20 protein-coding genes are annotated in these 22932 nt (G+C 44.8%); 12 read left to right on the top strand and 8 right to left on the bottom strand.

Going from position 1 to position 22932, the window contains the following annotated elements:
* Positions 1 to 264: 264 nt before the first annotated feature.
* From L0M98_RS19935 to L0M98_RS19970, 8 genes are all read left to right on the top strand, one after another.
* A complete protein-coding gene (locus L0M98_RS19935; protein WP_227217478.1) occupies positions 265 to 852 on the top strand; it encodes an RNA polymerase sigma-70 factor in 588 nt (195 codons plus the stop codon).
* Positions 853 to 951: 99 nt separating this feature from the next.
* Positions 952 to 2136, top strand: coding sequence for a FecR family protein (locus L0M98_RS19940; protein WP_227217477.1), 1185 nt, complete (start codon positions 952 to 954; stop codon positions 2134 to 2136).
* An 81-nt stretch (positions 2137 to 2217) separates the two neighbouring features.
* Entirely contained in the window at positions 2218 to 5778 is a 3561-nt protein-coding gene (locus L0M98_RS19945) for a SusC/RagA family TonB-linked outer membrane protein (protein ID WP_227217476.1), read from the top strand.
* A gap of 11 nt (positions 5779 to 5789) precedes the next feature.
* Positions 5790 to 7352 carry a RagB/SusD family nutrient uptake outer membrane protein gene (locus tag L0M98_RS19950; RefSeq protein ID WP_227217475.1) on the top strand — a complete coding sequence of 521 codons (1563 nt, stop codon included), beginning with the start codon at positions 5790 to 5792 and terminating at the stop codon, positions 7350 to 7352.
* Complete coding sequence (locus L0M98_RS19955; RefSeq protein ID WP_227217474.1) at positions 7337 to 8032, top strand: hypothetical protein; 696 nt, start codon at positions 7337 to 7339, stop codon at positions 8030 to 8032. Before L0M98_RS19950 ends, L0M98_RS19955 begins: the two co-directional genes overlap by 16 nt.
* A gap of 12 nt (positions 8033 to 8044) precedes the next feature.
* Positions 8045 to 8830, top strand: a complete 786-nt coding sequence (locus L0M98_RS19960; protein ID WP_227217473.1) for a hypothetical protein — start codon at positions 8045 to 8047, stop codon at positions 8828 to 8830.
* Between the two features lie 191 nt (positions 8831 to 9021).
* On the top strand, positions 9022 to 10302 hold the full coding sequence (locus tag L0M98_RS19965) for a thioredoxin family protein (RefSeq protein WP_227217472.1): 1281 nt from the start codon (positions 9022 to 9024) through the stop codon (positions 10300 to 10302).
* Entirely contained in the window at positions 10299 to 13073 is a 2775-nt protein-coding gene (locus L0M98_RS19970; RefSeq protein ID WP_227217471.1) for a M16 family metallopeptidase, read from the top strand. The genes L0M98_RS19965 and L0M98_RS19970 overlap by 4 nt, the downstream gene beginning before the upstream one ends.
* A 56-nt stretch (positions 13074 to 13129) precedes the next feature.
* Here L0M98_RS19970 and L0M98_RS19975 read toward each other — a convergent pair whose 3' ends face one another.
* Both L0M98_RS19975 and L0M98_RS19980 read right to left on the bottom strand, forming a co-directional pair.
* A complete protein-coding gene (locus tag L0M98_RS19975) occupies positions 13130 to 14296 on the bottom strand; it encodes a SpoIIE family protein phosphatase (RefSeq protein WP_227217470.1) in 1167 nt (388 codons plus the stop codon).
* A gap of 36 nt (positions 14297 to 14332) precedes the next feature.
* On the bottom strand, positions 14333 to 14911 hold the full coding sequence (locus tag L0M98_RS19980) for a PDC sensor domain-containing protein (protein ID WP_227217469.1): 579 nt from the start codon (positions 14909 to 14911) through the stop codon (positions 14333 to 14335).
* A 542-nt stretch (positions 14912 to 15453) separates the two neighbouring features.
* Between L0M98_RS19980 and L0M98_RS19985 the strand changes: the two genes are divergently transcribed.
* From L0M98_RS19985 to L0M98_RS20000, 4 genes are all read left to right on the top strand, one after another.
* Positions 15454 to 17046, top strand: a complete 1593-nt coding sequence (locus tag L0M98_RS19985) for a thiamine pyrophosphate-dependent enzyme (RefSeq protein ID WP_227217468.1) — start codon at positions 15454 to 15456, stop codon at positions 17044 to 17046.
* Between the two features lie 51 nt (positions 17047 to 17097).
* On the top strand, positions 17098 to 17685 hold the full coding sequence (locus L0M98_RS19990) for an indolepyruvate oxidoreductase subunit beta (protein WP_099293979.1): 588 nt from the start codon (positions 17098 to 17100) through the stop codon (positions 17683 to 17685).
* A 161-nt stretch (positions 17686 to 17846) separates the two neighbouring features.
* Entirely contained in the window at positions 17847 to 18149 is a 303-nt protein-coding gene (locus L0M98_RS19995) for a GNAT family N-acetyltransferase (RefSeq protein WP_227217467.1), read from the top strand.
* A gap of 12 nt (positions 18150 to 18161) precedes the next feature.
* Positions 18162 to 18380, top strand: a complete 219-nt coding sequence (locus L0M98_RS20000; RefSeq protein ID WP_227217466.1) for a (4Fe-4S)-binding protein — start codon at positions 18162 to 18164, stop codon at positions 18378 to 18380.
* A gap of 187 nt (positions 18381 to 18567) precedes the next feature.
* Here L0M98_RS20000 and L0M98_RS20005 read toward each other — a convergent pair whose 3' ends face one another.
* The 6 genes from L0M98_RS20005 to L0M98_RS20030 all read right to left on the bottom strand — a co-directional run bounded on the left by L0M98_RS20005 (position 18568) and on the right by L0M98_RS20030 (position 22877).
* Positions 18568 to 19368: a metal ABC transporter permease gene (locus tag L0M98_RS20005; RefSeq protein WP_099293983.1), complete on the bottom strand. Its 801-nt coding sequence runs from the start codon at positions 19366 to 19368 to the stop codon at positions 18568 to 18570.
* 63 nt (positions 19369 to 19431) lie between these two features.
* Positions 19432 to 20187, bottom strand: a complete 756-nt coding sequence (locus L0M98_RS20010; protein ID WP_227217465.1) for a metal ABC transporter ATP-binding protein — start codon at positions 20185 to 20187, stop codon at positions 19432 to 19434.
* Between the two features lie 4 nt (positions 20188 to 20191).
* Entirely contained in the window at positions 20192 to 21055 is an 864-nt protein-coding gene (locus L0M98_RS20015) for a metal ABC transporter solute-binding protein, Zn/Mn family (protein WP_186978020.1), read from the bottom strand.
* Positions 21052 to 21534, bottom strand: a complete 483-nt coding sequence (locus L0M98_RS20020; RefSeq protein WP_099293988.1) for an S-ribosylhomocysteine lyase — start codon at positions 21532 to 21534, stop codon at positions 21052 to 21054. The genes L0M98_RS20015 and L0M98_RS20020 overlap by 4 nt, the downstream gene beginning before the upstream one ends.
* A gap of 2 nt (positions 21535 to 21536) precedes the next feature.
* Positions 21537 to 22232 (bottom strand): 5'-methylthioadenosine/adenosylhomocysteine nucleosidase, encoded by a 696-nt coding sequence (locus L0M98_RS20025; RefSeq protein WP_099293989.1) that lies wholly within the window; start codon positions 22230 to 22232, stop codon positions 21537 to 21539.
* A 6-nt stretch (positions 22233 to 22238) separates the two neighbouring features.
* Positions 22239 to 22877, bottom strand: coding sequence for an MBL fold metallo-hydrolase (locus tag L0M98_RS20030; RefSeq protein WP_227217464.1), 639 nt, complete (start codon positions 22875 to 22877; stop codon positions 22239 to 22241).
* Positions 22878 to 22932: the final 55 nt, after the last annotated feature.

Consider the following 22932-nt stretch of genomic DNA (forward strand, 5'->3'; position numbering starts at 1 on the left):
TTGCTACCGAACGGAATATAGGGACATGGAAAGTCAACGCTTGAGTGCCGCGGAGTTCATTCTCAATGCGTGTAATCCAGCACTTGAATGTTCTCCCCCACCTTCCGCGCGATAGCCGATTTTATCTGCCCGGCATGGGGACACGGGAACCCGATGAGTGTTCCTTTAAAAGGACTTTATGAACTACAATTTTGAATTTTACAGTTTTTCTACTATTTTTGTCCTAGATAGGGAATATCTATCAACAAACAGGAACGGCAAAATATGGATAACAAACAATCAAACGGAGGAATATCAAACACATTTTCCCCAAGCGAACGTGACACAATTCGGGAATTATTCGAGCAACACTACACCCCGCTAGTCTTGTTCGCGAGAAATTATGTCCCCGACATGGAAGCCGACAAGGATATCGTTCAAGAAATATTCCTCGCCTTGATCGAATCCGCCAAAACATTCGGGACGCCCGACGAACTGAAAGCCTATCTTTATACTGCCGTCAAAAACAAATGCTTGAAACACCTGCGCCACGAGAAAGTGAAACAGGAATATTCCGACGCCCACCGGGATGAACCCTCGGAAGAAGAGACCTACTTCAACCGGGTGTTGGAAGAGGAAGTATGTTACTCGCTGCTCGTGCAGGAAATCGAACTTTTGCCCGACCAATGCCAGAAGGTATTCAAGTTGATACTGGAAGGGAAAGCGAACCCGGAAATCGCCGCAGACTTACATATCAGCATCGAAACGGTCAAATCGCATAAACAAAGCGGCAAAAAGATACTCCACGATCGCCTTGTACATATCGTGGAAAGAAGTATTCTCCTTTTCATATTGGAAAAAATGGGGTTGTAAACAACTGATATTCCATGTCCTAAAAAATATTTCAAAAAAAATCATATTTTCACTCACTCTTTTTCTCACTCGGGGGTTTTACAAGAAAGAACAACCCCAATGACTCAAAAAGAGAAAAACATATTCCGCCTGTCCCGTGCCATCACGAACTCCCTGCGAGGGGTTGCCAGTGAGAAAGAACGGGGTACGCTGGAACAATGGCTCGCCGCCTCGAAGAAAAACAGGGAAATATACGAGGGATTCAAGCAAGGCAGCTATCTGGAACAAAAACTATCGGATTACAACGCCGTCAACAGGCTCGGCGATTACGAGCGATTCATCACGACACGTCGTAAACGAACCCGTTTTTCCATCAAGACATTCGTCCGCTACGCGGCGATCCTTATCCTGCCCTTGGGATTAGCCCTCGTCCTGTTGTTGCGTGAAAAACAACCGGAACCCGTGATTGCCATATCGGAGGTAATCACACCCGGAAGCCACAAGGCGATACTGACCATGGGAGGCGGAGAGCGCATCGTATTATCCGACAGCACGTTCACCCCGTTGCAGGAACAGAACGGAATGATTGTCAAGATACAAAATAGCAAAGTATCCTATCTTACACCGACAGATACCTTGATCAGTGAAACCACCCCGATATACAACACCTTGCAAGTACCCCGGGGAGGAGAATATTTCCTGACACTTTCCGACGGCACGCAGGTATGGTTGAACGCCGAATCTGAAATTCGCTACCCGGTACGCTTCACTGGAAGCAAACGGGAAATCTTCCTCGAGGGGGAAGCCTTCCTCACGGTAACCCCGAACAAAGAGAAACCCTTCGTTGTCGTGTCGTCGAAAGCCTCGGTTACCGTGCTGGGAACCGAATTCAACTTCCGGGCTTACCCGGATGAAGAGAACGTGCAGACCACGCTGGTCGAGGGTTCGGTTATCATGCAATCGGCAAGATACAAACAGCAGATAAGGCTGATTCCCGGGGAACAGGGAACCCTCGAAATAGAAACCGGAAAACTCTATAAACAAGAGGTCAACACGTACCTCTACACGGCATGGAAAGACGGACGCTTCGCCTTCCGGAATACCCGACTGGAAGAACTGTTCAACATCCTGTCCCGGTGGTACGACCTGCACGTGTTCTACCTTAACCCGGAAGCGAAAGACATCCGGTTCACGGGGGACATCAACAAAACCGAAGATTTCAACGCAATATTGAAAATAATAGAAAATAACGAGAGAGTAATATTTAACGTGAACAAGAGAACAGTATCAGTACAGCTGAAGTAATAAAAACGAGAGCATCCGGTGCGCTAACACCGGATGTTCTATTAAAATTGTTTTAGTTTCCATTTAAAACATTACAAATGTATGAAAAAAATGAACAGTAACGGCCATTCCTCGGGAGGATTATGGCAAAAAGAATTTAGAATTATGAAATTGTGCCTTATTTTTACATTTATCGGCGTGATGCATATCTCTGCAGCCACTTACTCGCAGGATGTAAAACTGGACTTGAAGGTGAAAAACGCCTCTCTGGAGAGCGTGATGAACTCCATTCGCACGCAATCAGAGTATAGCTTTTTCTTCGACGACATCGCCGTGAAAAAAATCTCGAATATCACGTTAGACCTCAAGAGGGCTAGCATCGAGGAAGTACTGACCTCTTGCCTGAAAGGCACGGGATTCGGTTTTCGGGTACTCGACAAGACAATCATCCTTTTCAAGGAACAGGCGAAAGACGACAAGAAGAAATCGTACATCATCCAAGGAAAAGTAGTGGACGAAAAGAACCTGCCCATGCCGGGAGTAACCGTTATGCTCGACAGCACCACCGTGGGAACAGCCACGGATACCGCCGGACATTTCGTGTTGCCCTTGCCTATGCCCAAGGGAACACTCGTGTTCTCGTTCATCGGTTTTAAAACTCAAAAAGTACAATACACCGAGGGAAAACAAATCGTGGTGAAGATGCAGGAAGACATCTCCGGATTGCAAGAGGTACAAGTTGTTGCCTACGGTTCACAAAAAAAGCGGACTCTGGTCAGTTCCATCTCCACGCTGAAAGCCGACGAGATGAAAGAACTCCCGACGCATAGCTTGGAAAGCTTGTTACAAGGTCACATGGCAGGTGTGGAAGTCAACAACCTTTCCGGTGCTCCCGGAGGTGGTGGTTCCATCGTGGCTATCCGGGGATATAACTCTTTCTTCACGAAAGGGAACGATAATAATGGCGGCGAAGGAGACGACCGAAAATACGGAACTCCACTTTACGTGATTGACGGAGTCCCCATGCAAGCATTCACTTCTCTAATTACGGGCACGAACACCCTTTCCGATATTGATCCTTCTATGATTGAATCTATCGAAGTACTGAAAGATGCAGCATCGGCAGCCATCTACGGTTCCCGTGCCGGAAACGGAGTCATCTTGATCACCACGAAGAAAGGACGCTCGGGTAAAGCCCAATTTACAGCCAATGCCTCCTATTCTGTTTCATGGCTACCGGAAGCTCCCGACCATAGCGGTGGAAATTTAGTTCGCCGGTATAACATAAACGCATTGCGCAACACGGTGAACCCTTACCAGAATGCCGACGGGAAATGGGTTATGCCGACTTCCTACGAAGAGGTATATAAATACACAACGAACACAGACCCCGTGTACAACTATTTCTTCGGACACAAATCCGGAGCAGGAAATGCCTATACATTACAAGACAGTCTGAACGAATTTTACAACAATTCCACGGATTGGTGGAGATACTCATTCCGCACGTCCAACGTGTACAATGCGAATTTACAGGCAAGCGGTGGAAGTGAAACCATGAATTACATGATCGGCGCCGGCTATTACAAGGAGGAAGGTATCATGCTGTCAAGCGGATTCGAACGGGTGAACGTGATCTCAAACGTCCAGGCAAATCCCACGAAACGCCTTCAACTTAACAATCAGATTTCCCTTTCTTATAGCGACCGCAGCCGCGGAGGAAAAGGCGGTAGCGGACAAAAAGTAGAGGGAATATCTGTCGAACTTCAAAATCAATCTTCTTTATTACCCGGTGAAGATTATGTTAAAGAATATATGTTAAAAGACTTGAACTCGAAGATCGAAAAGAACCAGAGTTATTCACTCCGTTACAATCTCGTGCTGGATTATAATATCATACGAGGTCTGAATCTACGTGTATCGGGCGCTATTGACTACAATCAACAAAATCAGAATAATTTCGAACCAAGCACGCTGGACAAAGACTTCCACCGTTCCACAAGCAAAGGAACAATCACGAAAAACATTTCCATCTTGAACGAAAACTTATTGACTTATGATTTCAAGATCAAGCAAGACCACCACTTTAACATTCTGTTAGGACTCTCCTTTCAAAAAGACCAATCTTACTCGAACCAGGGGAAAGCCATCGGCGGACCGAACGATTATGTTCATTACGCGAGCGGAATCTGGGGAGGAACTAACGGAGTGAACAATATCAATTCGAACAAAGACGAAGCACCGCAATATAAATCCGCTTTTGAATATAATTCCAGCCTCCAAGAAGAACGCATGAACAGTTACTTCGGACGGTTAAGGTATGATTACAAAGAAAAATATATGTTTGAAGCGACCATTCGCCGGGACGGTTCATCTGTATTCGGCGAGGACGTGCGGTGGGCTACATTCCCCTCCGTTGCCGCGGGCTGGGCATTCTCGGACGAATCGTTCATGAAACCCCTCTATTGGTTGAGTTTCGGTAAAATCCGCGCAAGCTGGGGACGTTCAGGACAAAAATTCTCACAACCTTATCTCGCCCACGGTTTAATCTCGAGTTCACATCAGGTGTTCTTGGGCAACCAGGGTATGCAACCAGATACCGAGGGAGGATTACTGAACCAGAAGTTAAGCTGGGAGAAAACGGACCAATATGACATCGGATTGGACGTAAGTTTTCTTAATTACCGCCTCAAGTTCACTTTGGATTATTACTACCGGAATACCAAGGGACAACTGCAACAGATGACTCTTCCGGGAGACTTGAATTTCCAGACCTTCCAGTGGCAAAATGCACTAGGCGCATCAAACGAAGGCTTGGAACTGGAATTGACTGCCGACATCTTCCGGGAAACAACCGTGAAATGGCGAATGAAACTGAACGCTACCCGCAACTGGAACCGCTTCAAGAAAAGTAGTGACGGGTACGATTTTAATGAAAATATCATTGGAAAAGGATTGTACAATATAAAAGCATATAAAACAGACGGGTTCTACAACTCGATGGACGAAGTTCCCATTTACGCGTCTGCATGGGGTGTACCTCAACCACTTAAAAGCTTGGTAGGAGGGATATTCACTCCCGGTACTCGAAGAATTCTCGACCTGGATAATAACGGTTCGATTTCATCAAACGATATGTATTATGCTGCCAGTCCCCTTCCCCTTGCACACGGAGGGTTTATCAACGAAATCAAATGGAAACAATTTGATGTAAACATATTCTTCACTTACTCGCTGGGAAGACATATATTGAAAGTATACGACGATATAGAAATCCAACCCAGTGATAAGGGAAGTGCCCTAAATCTTGATATCAGGAAAGTATCGTCATGGACAGGTCCGGACAGTAAAAATCCCGAGTATCCCTACTTGATACAACACGGAGAACGAACACAATATAACGGACGATATGATTGTGATATCGAAAATGTAAGTATGATACGCCTGAAACAACTCACGCTGGGATACAATCTGCACGAACAGTTCGCAAAAAAACTCGGGCTCAGAAGCGCACGCGTGTTCATCACGGGAGAAAATCTATTCTTACTCACGAACTATTCGGGGGTTGATCCGGAAATCATAGATATAACCTCGGGAATCGATGGACTAAATGGTTATCCACTACCGCGCAAATTTACTATCGGATTAACCGTTAATTTTTAAAGTTTATGATTATGAAAAAAATACTAATTCTCATTTTATTTTTCCCCCTGTTCTCGTGCAACGATTGGTTGAACGTGGACTCGGAAGTATCCGTGACTTATCGCAATTATTTCCAAAGCGAACAAGATATTGAAGATATTTTCATCACTATGCTTGGTTTTGAAAGAACAATATTAGCAAATCCCAGTTTGTCTCAATTAGATGTTGCCGGTCTATATTGTACGGATGCTTCCAGTGGAAATTTTCCGTTCCGAAATTTCGAACAACAGGAAATTGTAAAACACATACAAGGTTGGTCTGACTATTATAAAACCATTTATTTGGCAAATATGCTGGAAGATAACAGGCATCGTTTCGAGAATGTTTCAGAAGAACGTGCTGATTATTGGATAGCCCAGGCAAATTTCATCAAGGGATTGATGTATTTCGAGATCGCGAGACAATGGGGCGATGCCCCGATAGCCCCCAGGACAGAGGATCCCTCTCCTAAAGCCAAAAGCCCGGTGGACACGATTCTGGCGTACGCTATCCGTGCAGCGGAAACAGCCTTGATCCTACCGACACACGACAAACTGACTGATGCCCAAGGAGAGAAAGTGTATAGCCGACAATACGCCAGTATCGGATCGGTTCACACGTTACTCGCTAATATCTACGCATGGATGGGAGGATTGTACAACGATGACAAATACTGGAAAAAAGCGGAGGAAGAAGCATCTCTCGTGATTGAAGGCAAAGCAGGGACTTACGATCTCGTGAGCATGAAAGATCTTGTCGAGAAGACACTTGGAAGTGCACGCGACGTGACAGAAGTGATTTTTGCATTGGAAACAAACCAACAGGATCAAGATAACTACGATATAGTATTTTTACTAAAACAGTATCCGGGATTTGAACTGATCAATTTCCCCAATGGCGTAACCAATCCGTGGGAAATCGAGACAGGTGCCGATAATACCAAAATCAGCGTGGAGGACGTGAAGGCATTGTACCCGGACGAAAAAGACCTACGCCGCAAAGAGTACTGGCTCAAATTGGGAGAGAATCCTTATGACGATGATGATGATGATGAAAATATAGATAAAGAGCGGATTCCCTTATATGCCTATCTCAATAAATGGCGCGAACCCGTTTATTCTGTCAATCCCGAAACCAATAAAGATGGTACGAAATTGATCGCTATGGAAGGCAACCGGGTATACTGGCGGCTAGCCGATTTAATCCTACTGAGAGCAGAATGCCGTGCTCATTTAGGTATGCCGGACGCCGTTGCAGACTTGAACCGCATCCGTCACCGTGCCGGACTTGAAGGTTACACGGGTTCCAAGGAAAAAACAGCTCTGCTAAGAGAAATTTTTGACGAACGCGACCGCGAATTGTTCGGTGAAACTCGCCGCTATTACGATATCGTGAGAAACGGGTACGTTCGTGACGAATTACAGGGAAATTATATTACCTTAAAGGAGGAAGATATAAAAAACGGGGCTCTTTACCTCCCCATTAGCGATCAAGCATCCAATAAGAATACACTCATGAAACAAAATACATACTGGTCAATATGGACAATAAAATAATAAACACAATAAAAGGAGTAGCGTTACTGTTACTGGTCAACCTATACTCCTGCACCGACTATAATTACATTGACGGTGGATTAGCAAACGGAGTTCACGATTGCACGATGTGGCAATATTTCGAGAATCAAACCGTGGATTGGGATTCCACGATGATCATGATCGAACACGCCGGGATGAAGTCCTGTTTCGATGGCAGCGGACAATACAAGCAGATCACTTTTTTCGGTATTACCGATATAGCCATTGCAAGATTTATGCTACAACATAACAGCGAATTGGATACTAAAAAAGAAGCTGGAATTCCGGTAGATGACAATGACTATTGGAACAAAGTGGAAGATATGCCGGCAGATAGCTGTGCCGCGATACTAAAAAAATTAATCGTACCCGAACAAAAGATTATGCTGAAAGACATGCCGCGGGGGAATCGGTTATTAGTAGACCAAAAGTATGTCGAAAGCGGAGGCAAGCCATTTACCACGTTATACGGTGACGAAATTTTTACATGGATGGTACCGGGTGACTATGACGAGTTGAAAGATGCCGGTGCCAAAGTCCTTTGGATCGCCCGGCGACGGAACACCTCATCCAACCATAGGATTGCTTCTACTGATATACAGACCACAACCGGAGTGATAAACTCCATGGATTACGGCTTCGCGATGGGAAACTTTTAAACTGAAAGAACAATGAAAAAATTGATCTATTTACTGGCATTTGTTGCCGCGGGATTATGCTACGCATGCCATGATATTACCGTGGGATATTTGATTGTAGGTGAAACAGCCGGGTATCCCAATGACACTATGATTGTTATCACGAAAGCAGAAAACGAGTTACAGAGAGTGAAGAACATAGAAGCTTCGTTTTACTTGGAAAGTCAAGAAATTCAAGACAGAATAGAAGAACTTGATAACCAAATTGACGACATCAAAAATAGCGATGAGTATTGGGACGATGAGTTGTGGTTTGAGGCGGATGAAGACGATTTTTGGGATGATCCTGATGCATGGGAAAAACTCACGGCAAAGGTAGATGAGAAATACGGGATAACACCCCTTCAAACGGAACTTGATGAACTATCCTTGAAACTAAATAATCTTGCAACAGAAATGGGTATCGAATCTCTGGAAATACTGAAAAAAGATATCGAAACTTGGAAAAACAAAGTAGATTATAAACTTCCATATCTTTCATCCGAAATCGATGGAGTTAAAGGAACAGCTATCTTGTATTTCCGTGTCGTTGACGTAAAGAGCGACAACTCGGAAAACGCAGCCAAGTTTATGGATTATGTCGAAGTAAAAGGACACGGGCAAATTAGCGTGAAATATAACCCGGAAGTACCTGTCGGAACGTATCTCCTGACCCTAGAAGTCGAGAATGAAGGAAGATCAAAGATTATCGAAGATGTATTCACGGTGATCTTAAAAGATGTTCCGGAAGAAGCCCCTATACCTATGCCGGACGAATAATTTAAAGAGGCTGTCCAAAAAGGACTTTTATCAATAAACAACTACCCCCTCCGACTCCCCCTTACACAGGGGGAGGGTTGATTACCAAGCGGTTTCTCCCCCTGTATAAGGGGGAGTTAGAGGGGGTAGTTAAAGTAAATTTACTTGTTAGACGGCCTCATTTTCCTCTGTTTATTTAACATTATTAGAATATGAAAAAGACATTTTATTTAATGGTATTCCTAATATTAGGAGTACTGGGAAACTTATCGGCTCAAATGACGCTGTTTAAAGGTACATTTGACGAGGCTTTGCAAAAAGCACAACAAGAGAAAAAGAATTTGTTCGTGGATTTCTTCGCGGAATGGTGCGGACCATGTAAAATGATGGCTACCGAAATATTCACGCAAAAAGAAGTCGGGGAATTTTTCAATGCCCATTTCGTATGCATACAAGTAGACGTGGATGCCAAAGAGAACAAAGATATCGCAAAGAAATATAATGTAACGGCATTGCCGACCATGGTATTTATCAGCCGGGACGGCAAAGAAATGCGCCGGGTACAGGGAGCCGCTCCTGCCGAATCACTTATCAAAGAGGCAAAGATTGCCACGGGCGAGGAATTAAGCTTCGAGCAACTGTACGAGAAATATAAAAAGAAAAAAAATGACCTTGACGTGCAACAACAATTGTTGATCGAGGCTCCGGCATTTATAGCCACGCAAGAGGGATACAACCAACAGAAATGGGGAACCCGTATCGAAAGCCTATTCCCGGAATACTTGAAAAATAAAAAGATTGAGAATATGGTAAACGAAGGCGATTTTCTGGTCTTGACCATGTACCACCGCACGACTTCCAAGGAAGACCCCATTTTCGATTACATGGCACAGAACTACCCCAAATTTGCCAAGGAAATCGGGAAAGACAACGTGGCTCGTTACTTGGTATCATTGAACAACTCGTATGTCATCCAACTTTGCCAAAAAGGAGATCTGAATTATAAAAAACGGCTCGAACGGGTAAACGGAGATTTAAAAGACGTTTACGCTGGATTCTCATTTGGAAACCTTTCCGTGCTGGATGCCATCACGCTACTTGCCGATGCCACGTACAGCCTCTACCGTCATGACGAAAACACTTTCTTCGAGAAGATGGATACTTATCTTGACGGAAAAGGCGACAAGGCGGAGTTAAACGATTATTTTCAACCCTTGCAAGACATCGCCGTCGTGTACGAGGGCAAATTGTCGGAAAACGCTTACCGGAGATGTATTAACTGGATTGCCAAAGCCCTCACATTCGACAACGTGGGAGCGTCAAACCGTACCCGCCTATTGATGATGATGGGTGATTGCTTAAAAAACACGGGCGACAACGCCAAAGCAAAACAATCCTATAACCAAGCATTCTTGGCAAGCGCACAAATCAAGAATAAAATGGAGATGCAACAACTCCAACAAGCTATCCAACAATCGTTACAAGGCTTATGAAAAAAAAACTACTTCTTATATGTATTATCGGATTGTTTACCCCGGCAGTACTACACGCACAAGATAATGCAAACGTGTTCCGCCACGGGAAACTAAACAACGGATTAACTTACTACGTGCGCCACACGACCATGCAGCCGGGGAAAGCAGACTTTTACCTCGTGCAGAACGTGGGAGCGCTTATGGAAGAAGACAACCAGAACGGGCTTGCCCATTTCTTGGAACACATAGCTTTCAACGGGAGCGAGAGCTTCAAGGAAGGGATTCCCAATTTCTTGAAACGCCGGGGAGTGACACGCTTTAACGCCCAAACAGGACAGGACGAAACGGTGTACTACATGACAGGGATTCCCACGAACGACACGGGACTGATAGACTCCTGCATTCTCGTGATGAAGGACTGGTCGGGCTTCCTGTTGCTCAAGCCGGACGAAATAGACAAAGAAAGAGGGGTTATCCGGGAAGAACGCCGGATGCGCCGGAACTTGGGTGCCCGCATAAAAGAACAAACAGACCCTTTCGTCTTCAACAACAGCAAGTACGCCACTCGTAACGTCATCGGCAGCGAAGAAATCATAAACAACTTCACTCCCGAAGAATTACGGGCTTACTACAACGACTTCTACCGCCCGGATCTGCAAGCCGTGATCATTGTCGGAGACATCGATGCCGCCCAAATAGAGGTAGAAATACAGCGTCTTTTCAACCCCATCCCGAAACGGGAGAATCCGAAACCCCGGTTGGTGTACGAGATCCCGAACAATAGCGAACCGTTCTACACGAAAGCGTTCGACAAGGAAATGACGGGATCGTCCATGACGCTGCTTAAACGGGTGCGCCAGACACCACCCACCTCGTTGCAGGAAATGATGAAGGTCAACCTAATCAATATGTTCTACAACCAGATCGTGCAGAAATACCTGCAAAAGTATATCGAAACCCAAGACCCCGCATTCGTGCAGACCACGGTCGGGTTCAGCGGACTGGTGCGAAATTACGACCGTTGGAATATATACGTGGAAGCCTACCCAAACAAGGAACGGCAAGCCTTGAAAGATTTGATGGAAGAACTGGAACGCGTTCACCGCTATGGAATAAACGACAAAGAAGTAAAAGAACAGATCACGGTATATCTCTCCGGACAGGACGAGACGGAAAAAAACAAGGACAAATTCCCGAACGAGATTTACGTGCAAATGTACCAAAATAATTTTCTGGAAGGGAAGCCGCTCACGAGCATCGAGGAAGACATTGCCCTGTCGAGGGAGATACTGTCTGAACTCACGGCAAAAGACATACAGGACTGGATTGCCTCGTGGAACAGCAATAGCAAAAACTGGGTGTTTATCATGCAGGGCAACGACCCGGATTACGATTTCCCGACAAAGGAGGAGATTATGACTATCATGCAGGAAGCCAAAGACGTCAAAGCCGCCGAGGCTACCGAAGAAATCAAAGCAGTTCCCTTATTGGATTACGAGGTAAAAGGCGGAGAGATCGTGAAAACCAAACCGATCAAGATGCTGGATGCCGAGGAATGGACGTTGTCGAACGGCTGCAAAGTATACTACAAATTCAGCGACCAAAACGGAATCAAGGTGAGCCTGTTGGGCGAAAGTTCCGGCGGGATGTCATTGCTCCCGGCAGAAGACCTGCCGTCAGCCTCGGCATTATCAACGCTAGCGATGTATTCCGGGCTGTACAAGCACAACGTGCAGATGATGCAGGAGATACTGAAAGGTCATCACGTGCAGCCCAATATCACGCTCGGGGAAACATTCGAGGGCGTGAGCGGCGTGTGTGACAATAACGAAATGGAAATGTTACTTCAAATCATCTATTTGTTCTTCGAGCATCCCCGGTTCGACCGGAATGATTTTGACAAATTCGTGTACCTGAACAGACTACAAGCGGAAAACACTCCCCGCACGGTAAACGACACGATAGCGGAACAGGTGCAAAAGTTACGGGTGAAAGACTCTCCCCGCTTGTGGAAACAGGATGCCAAATTCTACGATGCCATGAATTACGACAAAATGGTCGCCATCTATCATGACCGTTTCCAAGATGCCTCGGACTTTACCTTTTATCTGGTAGGAAATATCCAACGGGAAGAAGCACAAAAACTGGTGGCGAAATACCTTGGAGCCATCCCGTCCATTCACCGGGTTGAAAAAGCCGCACAACACGACTTGAAAAAGGAAGGTTCCATCACGGAAACCATCACGGCTAATATCCCGGACAACAAGTACATGACGAACATCGAGTTCACGAACACGCTGAAATTAAAACCCGTGGAGGATTTGGCTATCGACGTGATTCGTTTCGTGCTCTCGAACCGTTACCAGAATATCATCCGGGAAGACGAGGGCGGTGCCTACGGGGTAAACGTTGCCGCATCATATAACGCTTACCCGACACACACGCAAGCCATTGCCGTCAACTTCCAGAGCAACACGGAGAAAGGCGACCGGATGCGTGCCATCGTCCACGAGCAAATTGACAAACTCGTCGCCGAAGGTGTAAACGAGGAAGACGTGGAAGATATGGTATTAATGATGAAAAAAGGACGTGCCAATATGCTGGAAAACCGAGGGAACGCCCATTGGCAGGAAGCCTTACGATATTATGCGGAAACGGGAAAAGATATCGACTCTCCCGTGATGTTCGAGAAACCGATTGAAAAACTGAATGCCAAGGTAGTACACGAGGTTGCCAAAAAGTTCTTCGGTTCGGCAACATGCGTGGACATTGTAATACGGTCAAAATAATAAGTAGTGTGCGTGTGTACCAAAGGGGATTGTTGAAAAATAATCCCCTTCCAAATTTACAACCATCTTACCCCTTTCTGTTTCTCGTACCGCAAACTCATGACAGTTAAATCATCCGACTGTTCCGCTTTTCCGGCGTAAGCATCAACATGAGCAATAATCTTCTCAACCAACTCTTTTGAAGACAAATTCTTGTTTTCTTCAATAAATTGAAACAACCGATCTATTTTATAGAATTTAGCATCCTCGTTCTGGGCTTCCGTTACCCCATCCGAGTAAAGAAGCAATTGAGAACCCGAAGCGAAATAACACTCCTGTTCCTCGTATTCATAATCAGAAGACACGCCCAAAGGCAAATTATCGGCAGTCTTAAACATTTCCACCGTTCCATCCGGCTTAATAATTATCGGGTAAGGATGTCCCGCGTTACAGAATCTCAATCGCCGGGTATTCAGATTCAGTACTCCGGCAAAAAAAGTAACAAACATACTCGTGTTACCATTCCGAATAAGGCTGCGATTGATAACATTTACGATGTAATTCAATGAAGTATCTAACATCGCCACGGAACGCATCTGACTAATCGTGGTCGACATAAACAAGGCCGCCGGAACACCTTTCCCGGAAACGTCGCCGATGGCAAACCCGAATTCGTCCTCGTTAAGCATGAAATAATCATACAAATCACCACCCACTTGTTTCGCCGGACGCAATACCGCATGTATATCTATTGTTTCTCTGCCTGAAGGAGGAATAAATTGCTTCGGCACCATTCCCAACTGTATATCATGGGCGATACGCAATTCACTTTGAATCTTCTCGTTGGCAGTCGTGGTATTCCGCAATCGTTCCACGTATTCCGTCAATTGGTGTTGCATAAACTGGAAAGATTCGTACAACTCACCCAACTCGTCTTTAGAACGAATAATCGGCAAAGGCGTGTTAAAATCTCCCCCGGCAATATTTCTTGCCGACATGGAGAAACGGGTCAACGGTTTCGTGATCCGTCGCACGGCTACAAAGCACATGATATAAACAAACACTAACAACAGCAGGAAACCGATTAACATATACATGTTAAACTTATTCAACTTCCCGAATACCTGAGCATAAGGGCACACGACCGCCATATACCAGTCCGTGGCAAAGACTCCGGTATAATAAACGTATGACAATGTCTTTTCATCCTTCACTACCAGACTTCCGCTTTTGCCCGCCGCCATTTCACGAACAAGTCTGGCAACATTGGGATCCGAAGCCTATTCCGCTGTCTGGAACATATTTTTCCCGATAGTCGTTTCCCCTTCTTTACGCATGATATATCGTCCTTGCTTGTCGATAATCACCGTGTAACTCCCCTCGTAAGGTTTCATCGAATTAGCCAAATCCCTCAACCATTTATTCGTCAAATCGACCGACAATACAGCAATCAGTTCCCCATCTTTCCCATGGATCGGCACGGCGTATGAAGTAGTTATCACGTCCGGATCCCCGGCATCCCGATAAGGCTTACTCCAGTATCTGGTTTCCCGGGCTCCTTTATACCATCCCTTCTCGAAATAATTATAATCCTCACTCCCAACCTGCATAGTCTTCACCGTATCCCCACTCATGAAAGAATAGGGAGCGAAATAATGACCTTTCGACGGAAAATAATAAGGCTCGAAAGCGATAGCGCATCCGAATATCTCTTCATTCTCTTTCACGATCCGGCTGGTTATTGAAAACAAGGAATCCGGATCTTCCACGTATGCCACAATCATCCAACCCAAGTTATCCGGAATCTTTTCCACCTTACTCAACAAAGCACTCACTTTCAGATTAGCGATCTCCGCCATTGTTTCAATTTTATCTTCCGCCTCCTTCGATAACGTTTTCGTGGAATAATGATAAAATATCCCGAAAAGTATAACGGATAACACTGTAATAAAAGAAATTACATAGAAACTTAATTTCGCTGAGAAAGATTTATTATATCGTGCAAACATAATTTATCGTCAATTGATAACTACCCTCTATTAAAAGCAATTCAAGGGCACTAATATACAAAAAAACATAAAACAAACATAAGAAAACTAGTATTCCATCGTGCAAAAATAGAAAAATAATTTATCAAAGACTTCTGTTTAAAAATTTGTTCTTATTAAATATTAATGCTAACTTCGTCGCAAATTAAAGACGAAAACGTTTTAAAAATTAGTGTGATGTACGATCCATCAGAATATTATTTCGTTTTGGCCTATATCGTGGGAGTGTTAAAATTGTTCGGGGGACTATAAAAACTCGCCCGGGAATGATTATTCCCGATAATTTCTCTCAGCAACGTACAGTTGCATCCAGCTAAAAAGATAAATAACTTAAAATCAATAATCTTTCAACTATGCAAAAACAACTATTACTAGGTGTTGAAGCTATTGCACAAGGTGCCATAGACGGAGGTATATCCGGCGTATTTGCCTACCCGGGAACCCCTTCAACTGAGATCACGGAGTACATTCAAGAATCGAAACAGGCAATCGCCCGCAACGTTCACCGGATGTGGTCAGCCAATGAAAAAACGGCTATGGAAACCGCACTGGGTATGTCTTATGCAGGCAAAAGAGCCTTAGTATGCATGAAACACGTGGGCATGAACGTGGCTGCCGACTGTTTCATGAATGCCGCTATCACCGGGGCTAACGGGGGTATGGTAATCATCGCTGCCGATGACCCGTCCATGCACTCTTCTCAAAACGAACAGGATTCCCGCATGTACGGCAAATTTGCTTTAATTCCGATACTGGAGCCCTCCAACCAACAAGAAGCATACGATATGACTCGCTATGGCTTCGACTTGTCGGAGAAATTGGGAACCCCTGTATTATTGAGAATCACGACTCGTCTGGCTCACTCCCGTGCCGGTGTTGAACCACGTGAGGCAAAGGCCGAAAATGAAATGCGCCTGCCGGAAGACAAACGCCAATTCGTGCTCCTTCCCGCTATTGCCAAGAAAAGATATAGATTATTGTTGGACAAACAAATCGCTTTCGAGGAAGAGTCTGACAATTCACCATATAACAAATACATCGACGGAGCAGACAAATCCATGGGTATTATCGCCTGCGGAATCGGTTACAACTACCTGATGGAAGTATTCGGCGGTAATTGCCCTTACCCGGTAGTGAAAGTAAGCCAATACCCGCTCCCGAGAAAAATGATTACCAAATTAGCCGAGAGCACGGAGAAATTACTCGTTCTCGAAGAAGGCTATCCCATTATCGAGGAAGCCTTGAAAGGTTACCTTGAAAAAGAAAACGTTCACGGACGCTTGGATGGGACTCTACCGAGAGACGGGGAATTAAATCCCGACCACGTGGCAAAAGCATTCGGGCTCCCGTCCGTTGAAGGTGCTCCCGTACCTGAAATCGTGGTGCCCCGTCCGCCCGCTCTTTGCGTGGGATGTAGCCACAGAGACGTGTACACCGCGTTAAACGCTGTAGTGGCAGAGTACCCGAACGCTCGCGTATTCTCCGATATCGGCTGTTACACCTTAGGAGCACTTCCTCCTTTCCAAGCAATCAACTCTTGCGTTGACATGGGTGCTTCTATCACCATGGCAAAGGGTGCGGCTGACGCCGGATTATTCCCGGCAGTATCGGTTATCGGGGATTCTACATTCACTCACTCCGGAATGACCGGCTTGTTGGATGCTGTCAACGAGAAAGCGAATATCACGATTATCATTTCAGATAACGAATCTATCTCTATGACAGGAGGACAGGAATCATCCGCACTGGGACATCTGGAAGCTATCTGTAAAGGTATCGGTGTTGACCCGGAACACATCCGCGTATTACTTCCCGTACCGAAGAATCATGACGAATTGTGCAAGATCATCCGTGACGAGATCGAGTACAAGGGGGTATCTGTAATCATCCCGCGAAGAGTATGTATCCAGAAAGCCGCCAGAGACGCCAAGAAAAAGAAAAAATAAATTGACTCATAATCGATTCAATTTAAAATCTAAAATTTAAAATTTAAAATTATGAAGACAGACATTATATTAGCGGGCGTAGGCGGACAAGGTATCCTTTCCATTGCAGCAGCACTGGGTTCTGCCGCCCTCAACAATAACCTGTACATGAAACAAGCGGAAACTCACGGCATGAGCCAACGCGGAGGTGACGTACAGTCATTCATGAGAATCTCTGACAAACCGATATTCTCTGACTTGATCGCAAAGGGAACGGCAGACATCATTCTCTCGGTAGAACCCATGGAAGCATTACGCTACCTTCCTTTCTTGAAACAAGGCGGATACGTGGTAACCAACGCAACCCCGTTCATCAACATCCCGAACTACCCGGAAGAAGCTACTTTGATGGCAACCTTAAAGGCTCTACCTCATCAAGTAATTATCGACGCCGATAGCATCGCCAAAGAAGCTGCCGGCAACGTACGTGCCAGCAACTTCGTGATGTTGGGAGCTGCTTCTCCCTTCATCGAAATTCCTTTCGAATACCTCGAAAAAGGTATCACTGCCATTTTCGAACGCAAAGGAAGCGATGTAGTCGAAATGAACCTCAAAGCATTACGTGCCGGACGTGCATTCGCTCAAAACTACATTAAATAATCGAATCAATAACAGGGCATAGTCCTAACCAATCCCTTCCCGTCACACGGAGGGGATTTTTTATATATATCCCATTTCTTTAAAAATAATAACGGGACAATATCAAAACAAAATTCATATTCTGAACGTTTAATTTACAATAGACATTAAAATTTAAGGTTATGACAGAGGATTATGAATTAAAAGATGATATACATCGTCAACAGTACGAGTTCCGCATCGGTAATTATACACCCAAAATCGAGTATATAAAATCAATCAACGGGGAAATCTACCTTACACACACGGAAGTTCCGTCGGAACTGGAAGGTCGTGGAATAGGTTCACAACTCGTCGAAAAAACACTAAAGGATATCGAGCGTCAAGGACTGCGTCTAGTACCGCTTTGTCCTTTCGTGGCTGCCTATATAAAGAGGCATCCCGAATGGCGGCGCATTGTTATGCGAGGTATAAATATCAAATAAAAACAAAACATCATGGAAAAGAAGTATGAATACACGAACGGAGAACTGACCATTATCTGGCAACCCTCAATCTGTCAACACGCAGGGATTTGCGTAAAAATGTTACCTAAGGTATATAACCCGCAAGAACGTCCTTGGATAAAGATCGAGAATGCAACGACAGACAAATTAATAGCACAAATCAATAAATGTCCCTCCGGAGCATTGAGTTACAGGATGAACAAAAAATAAAAGAAAAAATTCCACCACAAATAAGAACAGGAGTGCGTGTCAAAACACGCATTCTCGTCCATAAAGTCTAAAAGTCCATAAGGTCGTAAGGTCAAACGTGCGGGTGGTATGCGTATCATTATATTGAATATCATTAATTTATTGGATTACAGACTTTATAGACCTTAGGAGCCGAATGCTCGACTTTTCATTTACGGCGGCGTAATAAATAACAAACAATAAATATCAGCAAAAAACAAAGCACAATCGTTGCCCCGGACGGGAGCTTCAATGCTGCGGATGCGAAAAGCCCGATAACAGAACCCACGCAACTAATAATCGTGGATAAAACCAATTGTTTCGTGAAGTTCTTGTAAAACATACCCGCTATTGCTTGAGGCATCGTCAGGTAAGAAATCACCAGAATAATTCCCGCCAACTTCATACACAGCACGATACACAAGGCTATCAGCACGGTAATACCAATCTCCAACCCGTTTAAAGCAACAAAATGCGTCCGACTGTACTCCTTGTCAAAAGCGATATAAAACAACGGACGATAAAACTTCGCAAAAAACAAGATAATTGCCAGACACAACACTCCCGACAGAATCACCTGTTCCCCTGTGACTGTAAGAATATTCCCGAACAGATAAGACAATAAATTAGGCGCATATCCCGGAGTCAGGTAAATAAACAACACTCCTATCGCCATACCCGCCGACCAAAAGATACCAATCAAAGAATCTTCCTTAAACCGCTTATTATCCGAAAGGTATAAAATACAAAATGCCGCTGCCAAGGCAAACACGGCAGCCCCGAAAAGAGGTGACAAACCTAAAAAATAAGCCAATCCCAATCCCCCGAAAGAAGCGTGCGTGATCCCCCCGCTAATAAAAACCATTCGTTTGGCAACAATATATGTCCCGATTAACCCACAACTCACGCCGATCAATATCGTGCACAAAATTGCGTTCTGGAAAAAACCGTATCTTAATAATTCAAACACCTTGGTAATTTTAGATTTATGATTTATGATTTTAGATTCCCACCGCACAAGGACAGTGCTTTTTCAATTTTCAATTGCCTTGTCGTGCTCCAATAACACCCGATGCGGTACGGTTCCGTGGGAAATCAACTCGATCGGACAGTTATACAACTTCAACTGTTCCGGTGTAATCAAGTTCGATTCATGATAATGCAATCCCCCGTTCACGCAAGCAATAGTCTTCACGTAGGAACAAATAGTTCCCAAATCGTGTGAAACCATCACGATACTCATTTTCTCGTTCAACTCTTTCAACAAAGAATAAAACTCAATCTCGAAATTCGAATCCACGTAAGTGGACGGTTCATCCAGAATCAGTATCTTCGGGGAGGATATGATAGCCCGACACAAAAATACCCGCTGCATCTGTCCCCCGGAAAGCTCTCCGATCGGACGATTTTTATATCTGAGCATGCCATACTTTTCCAGTATCTCATCCACCTTCCCCCGGTCAGCTTTCGTGTAAGAATGAAATATCCCTTTCTCGGACATCAATCCGGATAACACTACTTCCTTTACACTGATCGGGAAACGAGCGTCGAACTTACTGTTTTGAGGCAAATACCCGAACAACGATTGCTTGGACGTGTGATAAATGATCTTCCCGGAGAAAGGCTTTATCAACCCTAATATAACCTTTAACAAAGTCGTTTTTCCACCCCCGTTCGGCCCGATAATTCCGATAAAATCATTCTCCCGTATGGTCAAATTCACTCCTTGCAACACGGTCGTCTGCTCGTAACCTGCCGAAATATCCTTCAACTCCAAAATCTCTTTCATCCGGTTATTCCATTTTTTGTTCTATAATCCGAAGCAACGATTCCATTTCCTTTTTCCAGTCCGCGCTCAACGGATCAATGGCAATAACCTCGCCGTCGATCTCCCGGGCTATAGCTTTGGCATTCATCACGTCAAATTGGTTCTGGATAAATACAATCTTTATACCTTTTGCCCGACAAGTATCGACCACCGCCTTGATATGTGACGGATTAGGTTCTTTTCCCTCGTCCTCGATCGCGATCTGTTCCATACCGTAATCTTTCGCCAGATAAGTCAAAGCCGGATGATAAATCAAGAAAGTCTTGTTCTGCTTCGCGGGAATAATCCTTCGGGCTTCCGCATCGATACTGTCAATCTCCTGTTTGAACTGCTTGAAATTCTGCTCGAACTCGGTCTTCTTCTCCGGGAACTTTTCAGATAACACCTTACATATCGTTTGCGCCATCATACCCGCGTATCTTGGAGACATCCACACGTGAGGGTCAAAATTACCGGGGTGTGTATGATGATGCCCGCAATCACACGTTCCCTCTTCCAGCTCCATCCCCTCGGATTGCTTCACGAGTTGTATATGCTTCTCCTGTTTTTCCAGAAAAGGATATAAATTACTAATCTCGAAAGGCAGATACCCCACGGCAAAATAGATAGAACTATTATGCAACGCTTTCAACTGTTCGGTACTTAAATCACTCACGGCAGGATTAGCCCCCGGCGGAATCATCACGTTCACCTTCACGTAATCCCCCGCGATACGCTCCACGAAATAACGTTGAGGCAAGATACTCACGCTGATCGTCTTCTCCCGATCCTTGTTTTCATCACAAGCCCAAAGCAAGGCTACCAACATTAAAATGATTCCTATTCTCATTCGCCCGGATATATCAGATTCTTTTCCTCGATCACGTCCAGCACTTCCGCCAGATATTTAGCAGCCTCGTATTTCGCCATCGGCAGATTATGTAATAGATAATTACCACAATCTTTTGCAGCAACACCGGGAACTTCACCTTCAAAATCACGAATAAAACGGAATGTTTCCCGCATCAATTCCACGATATCACGAGAAGTCAAATCACCCCGCATCAAAAAATAATTTCCCGTGCAGCACCCCATCGGTCCCCAGAAAATAATCTTGTCGCCCCACGTCTCGTGATTTCTTAAATAAGTCGCCGCGAGATGTTCTATCGTATGCAATTCCCCCTGTCCCAACACGGGCTCTCGGTTAGGCTCCTTCATACGTATATCAAACGTCGTGATCACCTCTTCTCCTACATAATCTTTACGGGACACGTAGATTCCCCGCGACAGGCGAAGATGATCTATGGTAAAACTAGGTATTTTTTTCATCTTTATTCTTCTGATAAAACAGTGATTAACTTTCTAATCATCTCGAAAGAGCGTTTGGGAGCCTCTTCCCAGAAATTCAAATATTGATTATAATGATCTTTCACTCCCGGGGTATCGCTAATAATACGATAACTCAAGAAAGGTACGCCACACAAGTAGCATACTTGCGCGATAGCGGTCGATTCCATATCAACCGCCAAGCCTTCGGGAAAACGCTTTTTGATCTCGGTCAACTCCTCTTTTTCCGTCACGAAACGATCACCGCTGCAAATCAATCCCCCGTATACATTCCCGTCATGTTTCACGGACAAAGCCTGTTCATACAATTTCTTATCCGAAACAAAACGAGCCGGCAATCCTTGAATCTGCCCGTACTCGTTTCCCTCGCCACACCACACGTCATGATAAACCATGTTCTCCCCGATCACGATATCCATAACTTGTGTCAACGGGTCTATTCCCCCCGCAACACCCGTGTTTACAATCACCTCCGGGGCATATTGCCGGATCATTTCCAACGTCCCTACCGCCGCACAAACCTTACCGATCCCGCTTTTGGCCAACACGACGTCAACTTCTCCCATACGCCCCTCGATAAAGGGGATTCCCCGAACCAAACGTTCCTTTCCCCCGTCAAGTAAAGATTTCACCAGACCGTATTCCGAAGTCATGGCTACAATTATACCGATCTTCTTCATCTTTTTTTATTGAAAAAATGGATTCATACGTTTCTCTTCTCCTATCGTGGTAAACCCGCCGTGTCCCGGTACTACCCGAACATCATCCGGCAACACGAACAATTTTTCCCGGATTCCGTCTATCAACTGACGCATATCTCCCCCGGGTAAATCCGCACGTCCGACACTCCCTTGGAACAACACATCCCCGGCAACAAGCAATTTATCCTGTTCACTATAAAAACAAAGTCCCCCCGGAGAATGTCCCGGTACAGGGATCACCTTCAATTCCGAATGTCCGAATTTCACGACATCCCCGTCATGCAAATATTCTCCCAATGCCGGAGGCGGTGTAATTCCCCGTATTCCCAACATCGCCGCATACTTCTCCGCGTCTTCCACCCAAAACGAATCCGCTTCATGCGCCCGGGCAGACAACCCGTATTCGTCCAGCATAAAATTATTCCCGAAAATATGATCTATATGCAAGTGCGTATTCAACAACGCTACCGGTTTCAAATGATTTTCCGCCAGAAAATCTATCAAACGTCGCTCTTCGTCTTTCGAAAAACAACCGCAATCAATCACCACGGCTTCCCCCGTTTCATCGTACAACACAATCGTGTTCTCCTGCCATGGATTATTAACAAATACTTTTATCTTCATCTATCATGCATTTTATTCAGACAAAAATAACATAAAATCGCGAGAACGAGAAAAA

It is taken from the genome of Butyricimonas sp. DFI.6.44 (assembly GCF_022132345.1).
Lineage (GTDB): Bacteria > Bacteroidota > Bacteroidia > Bacteroidales > Marinifilaceae > Butyricimonas > Butyricimonas muris.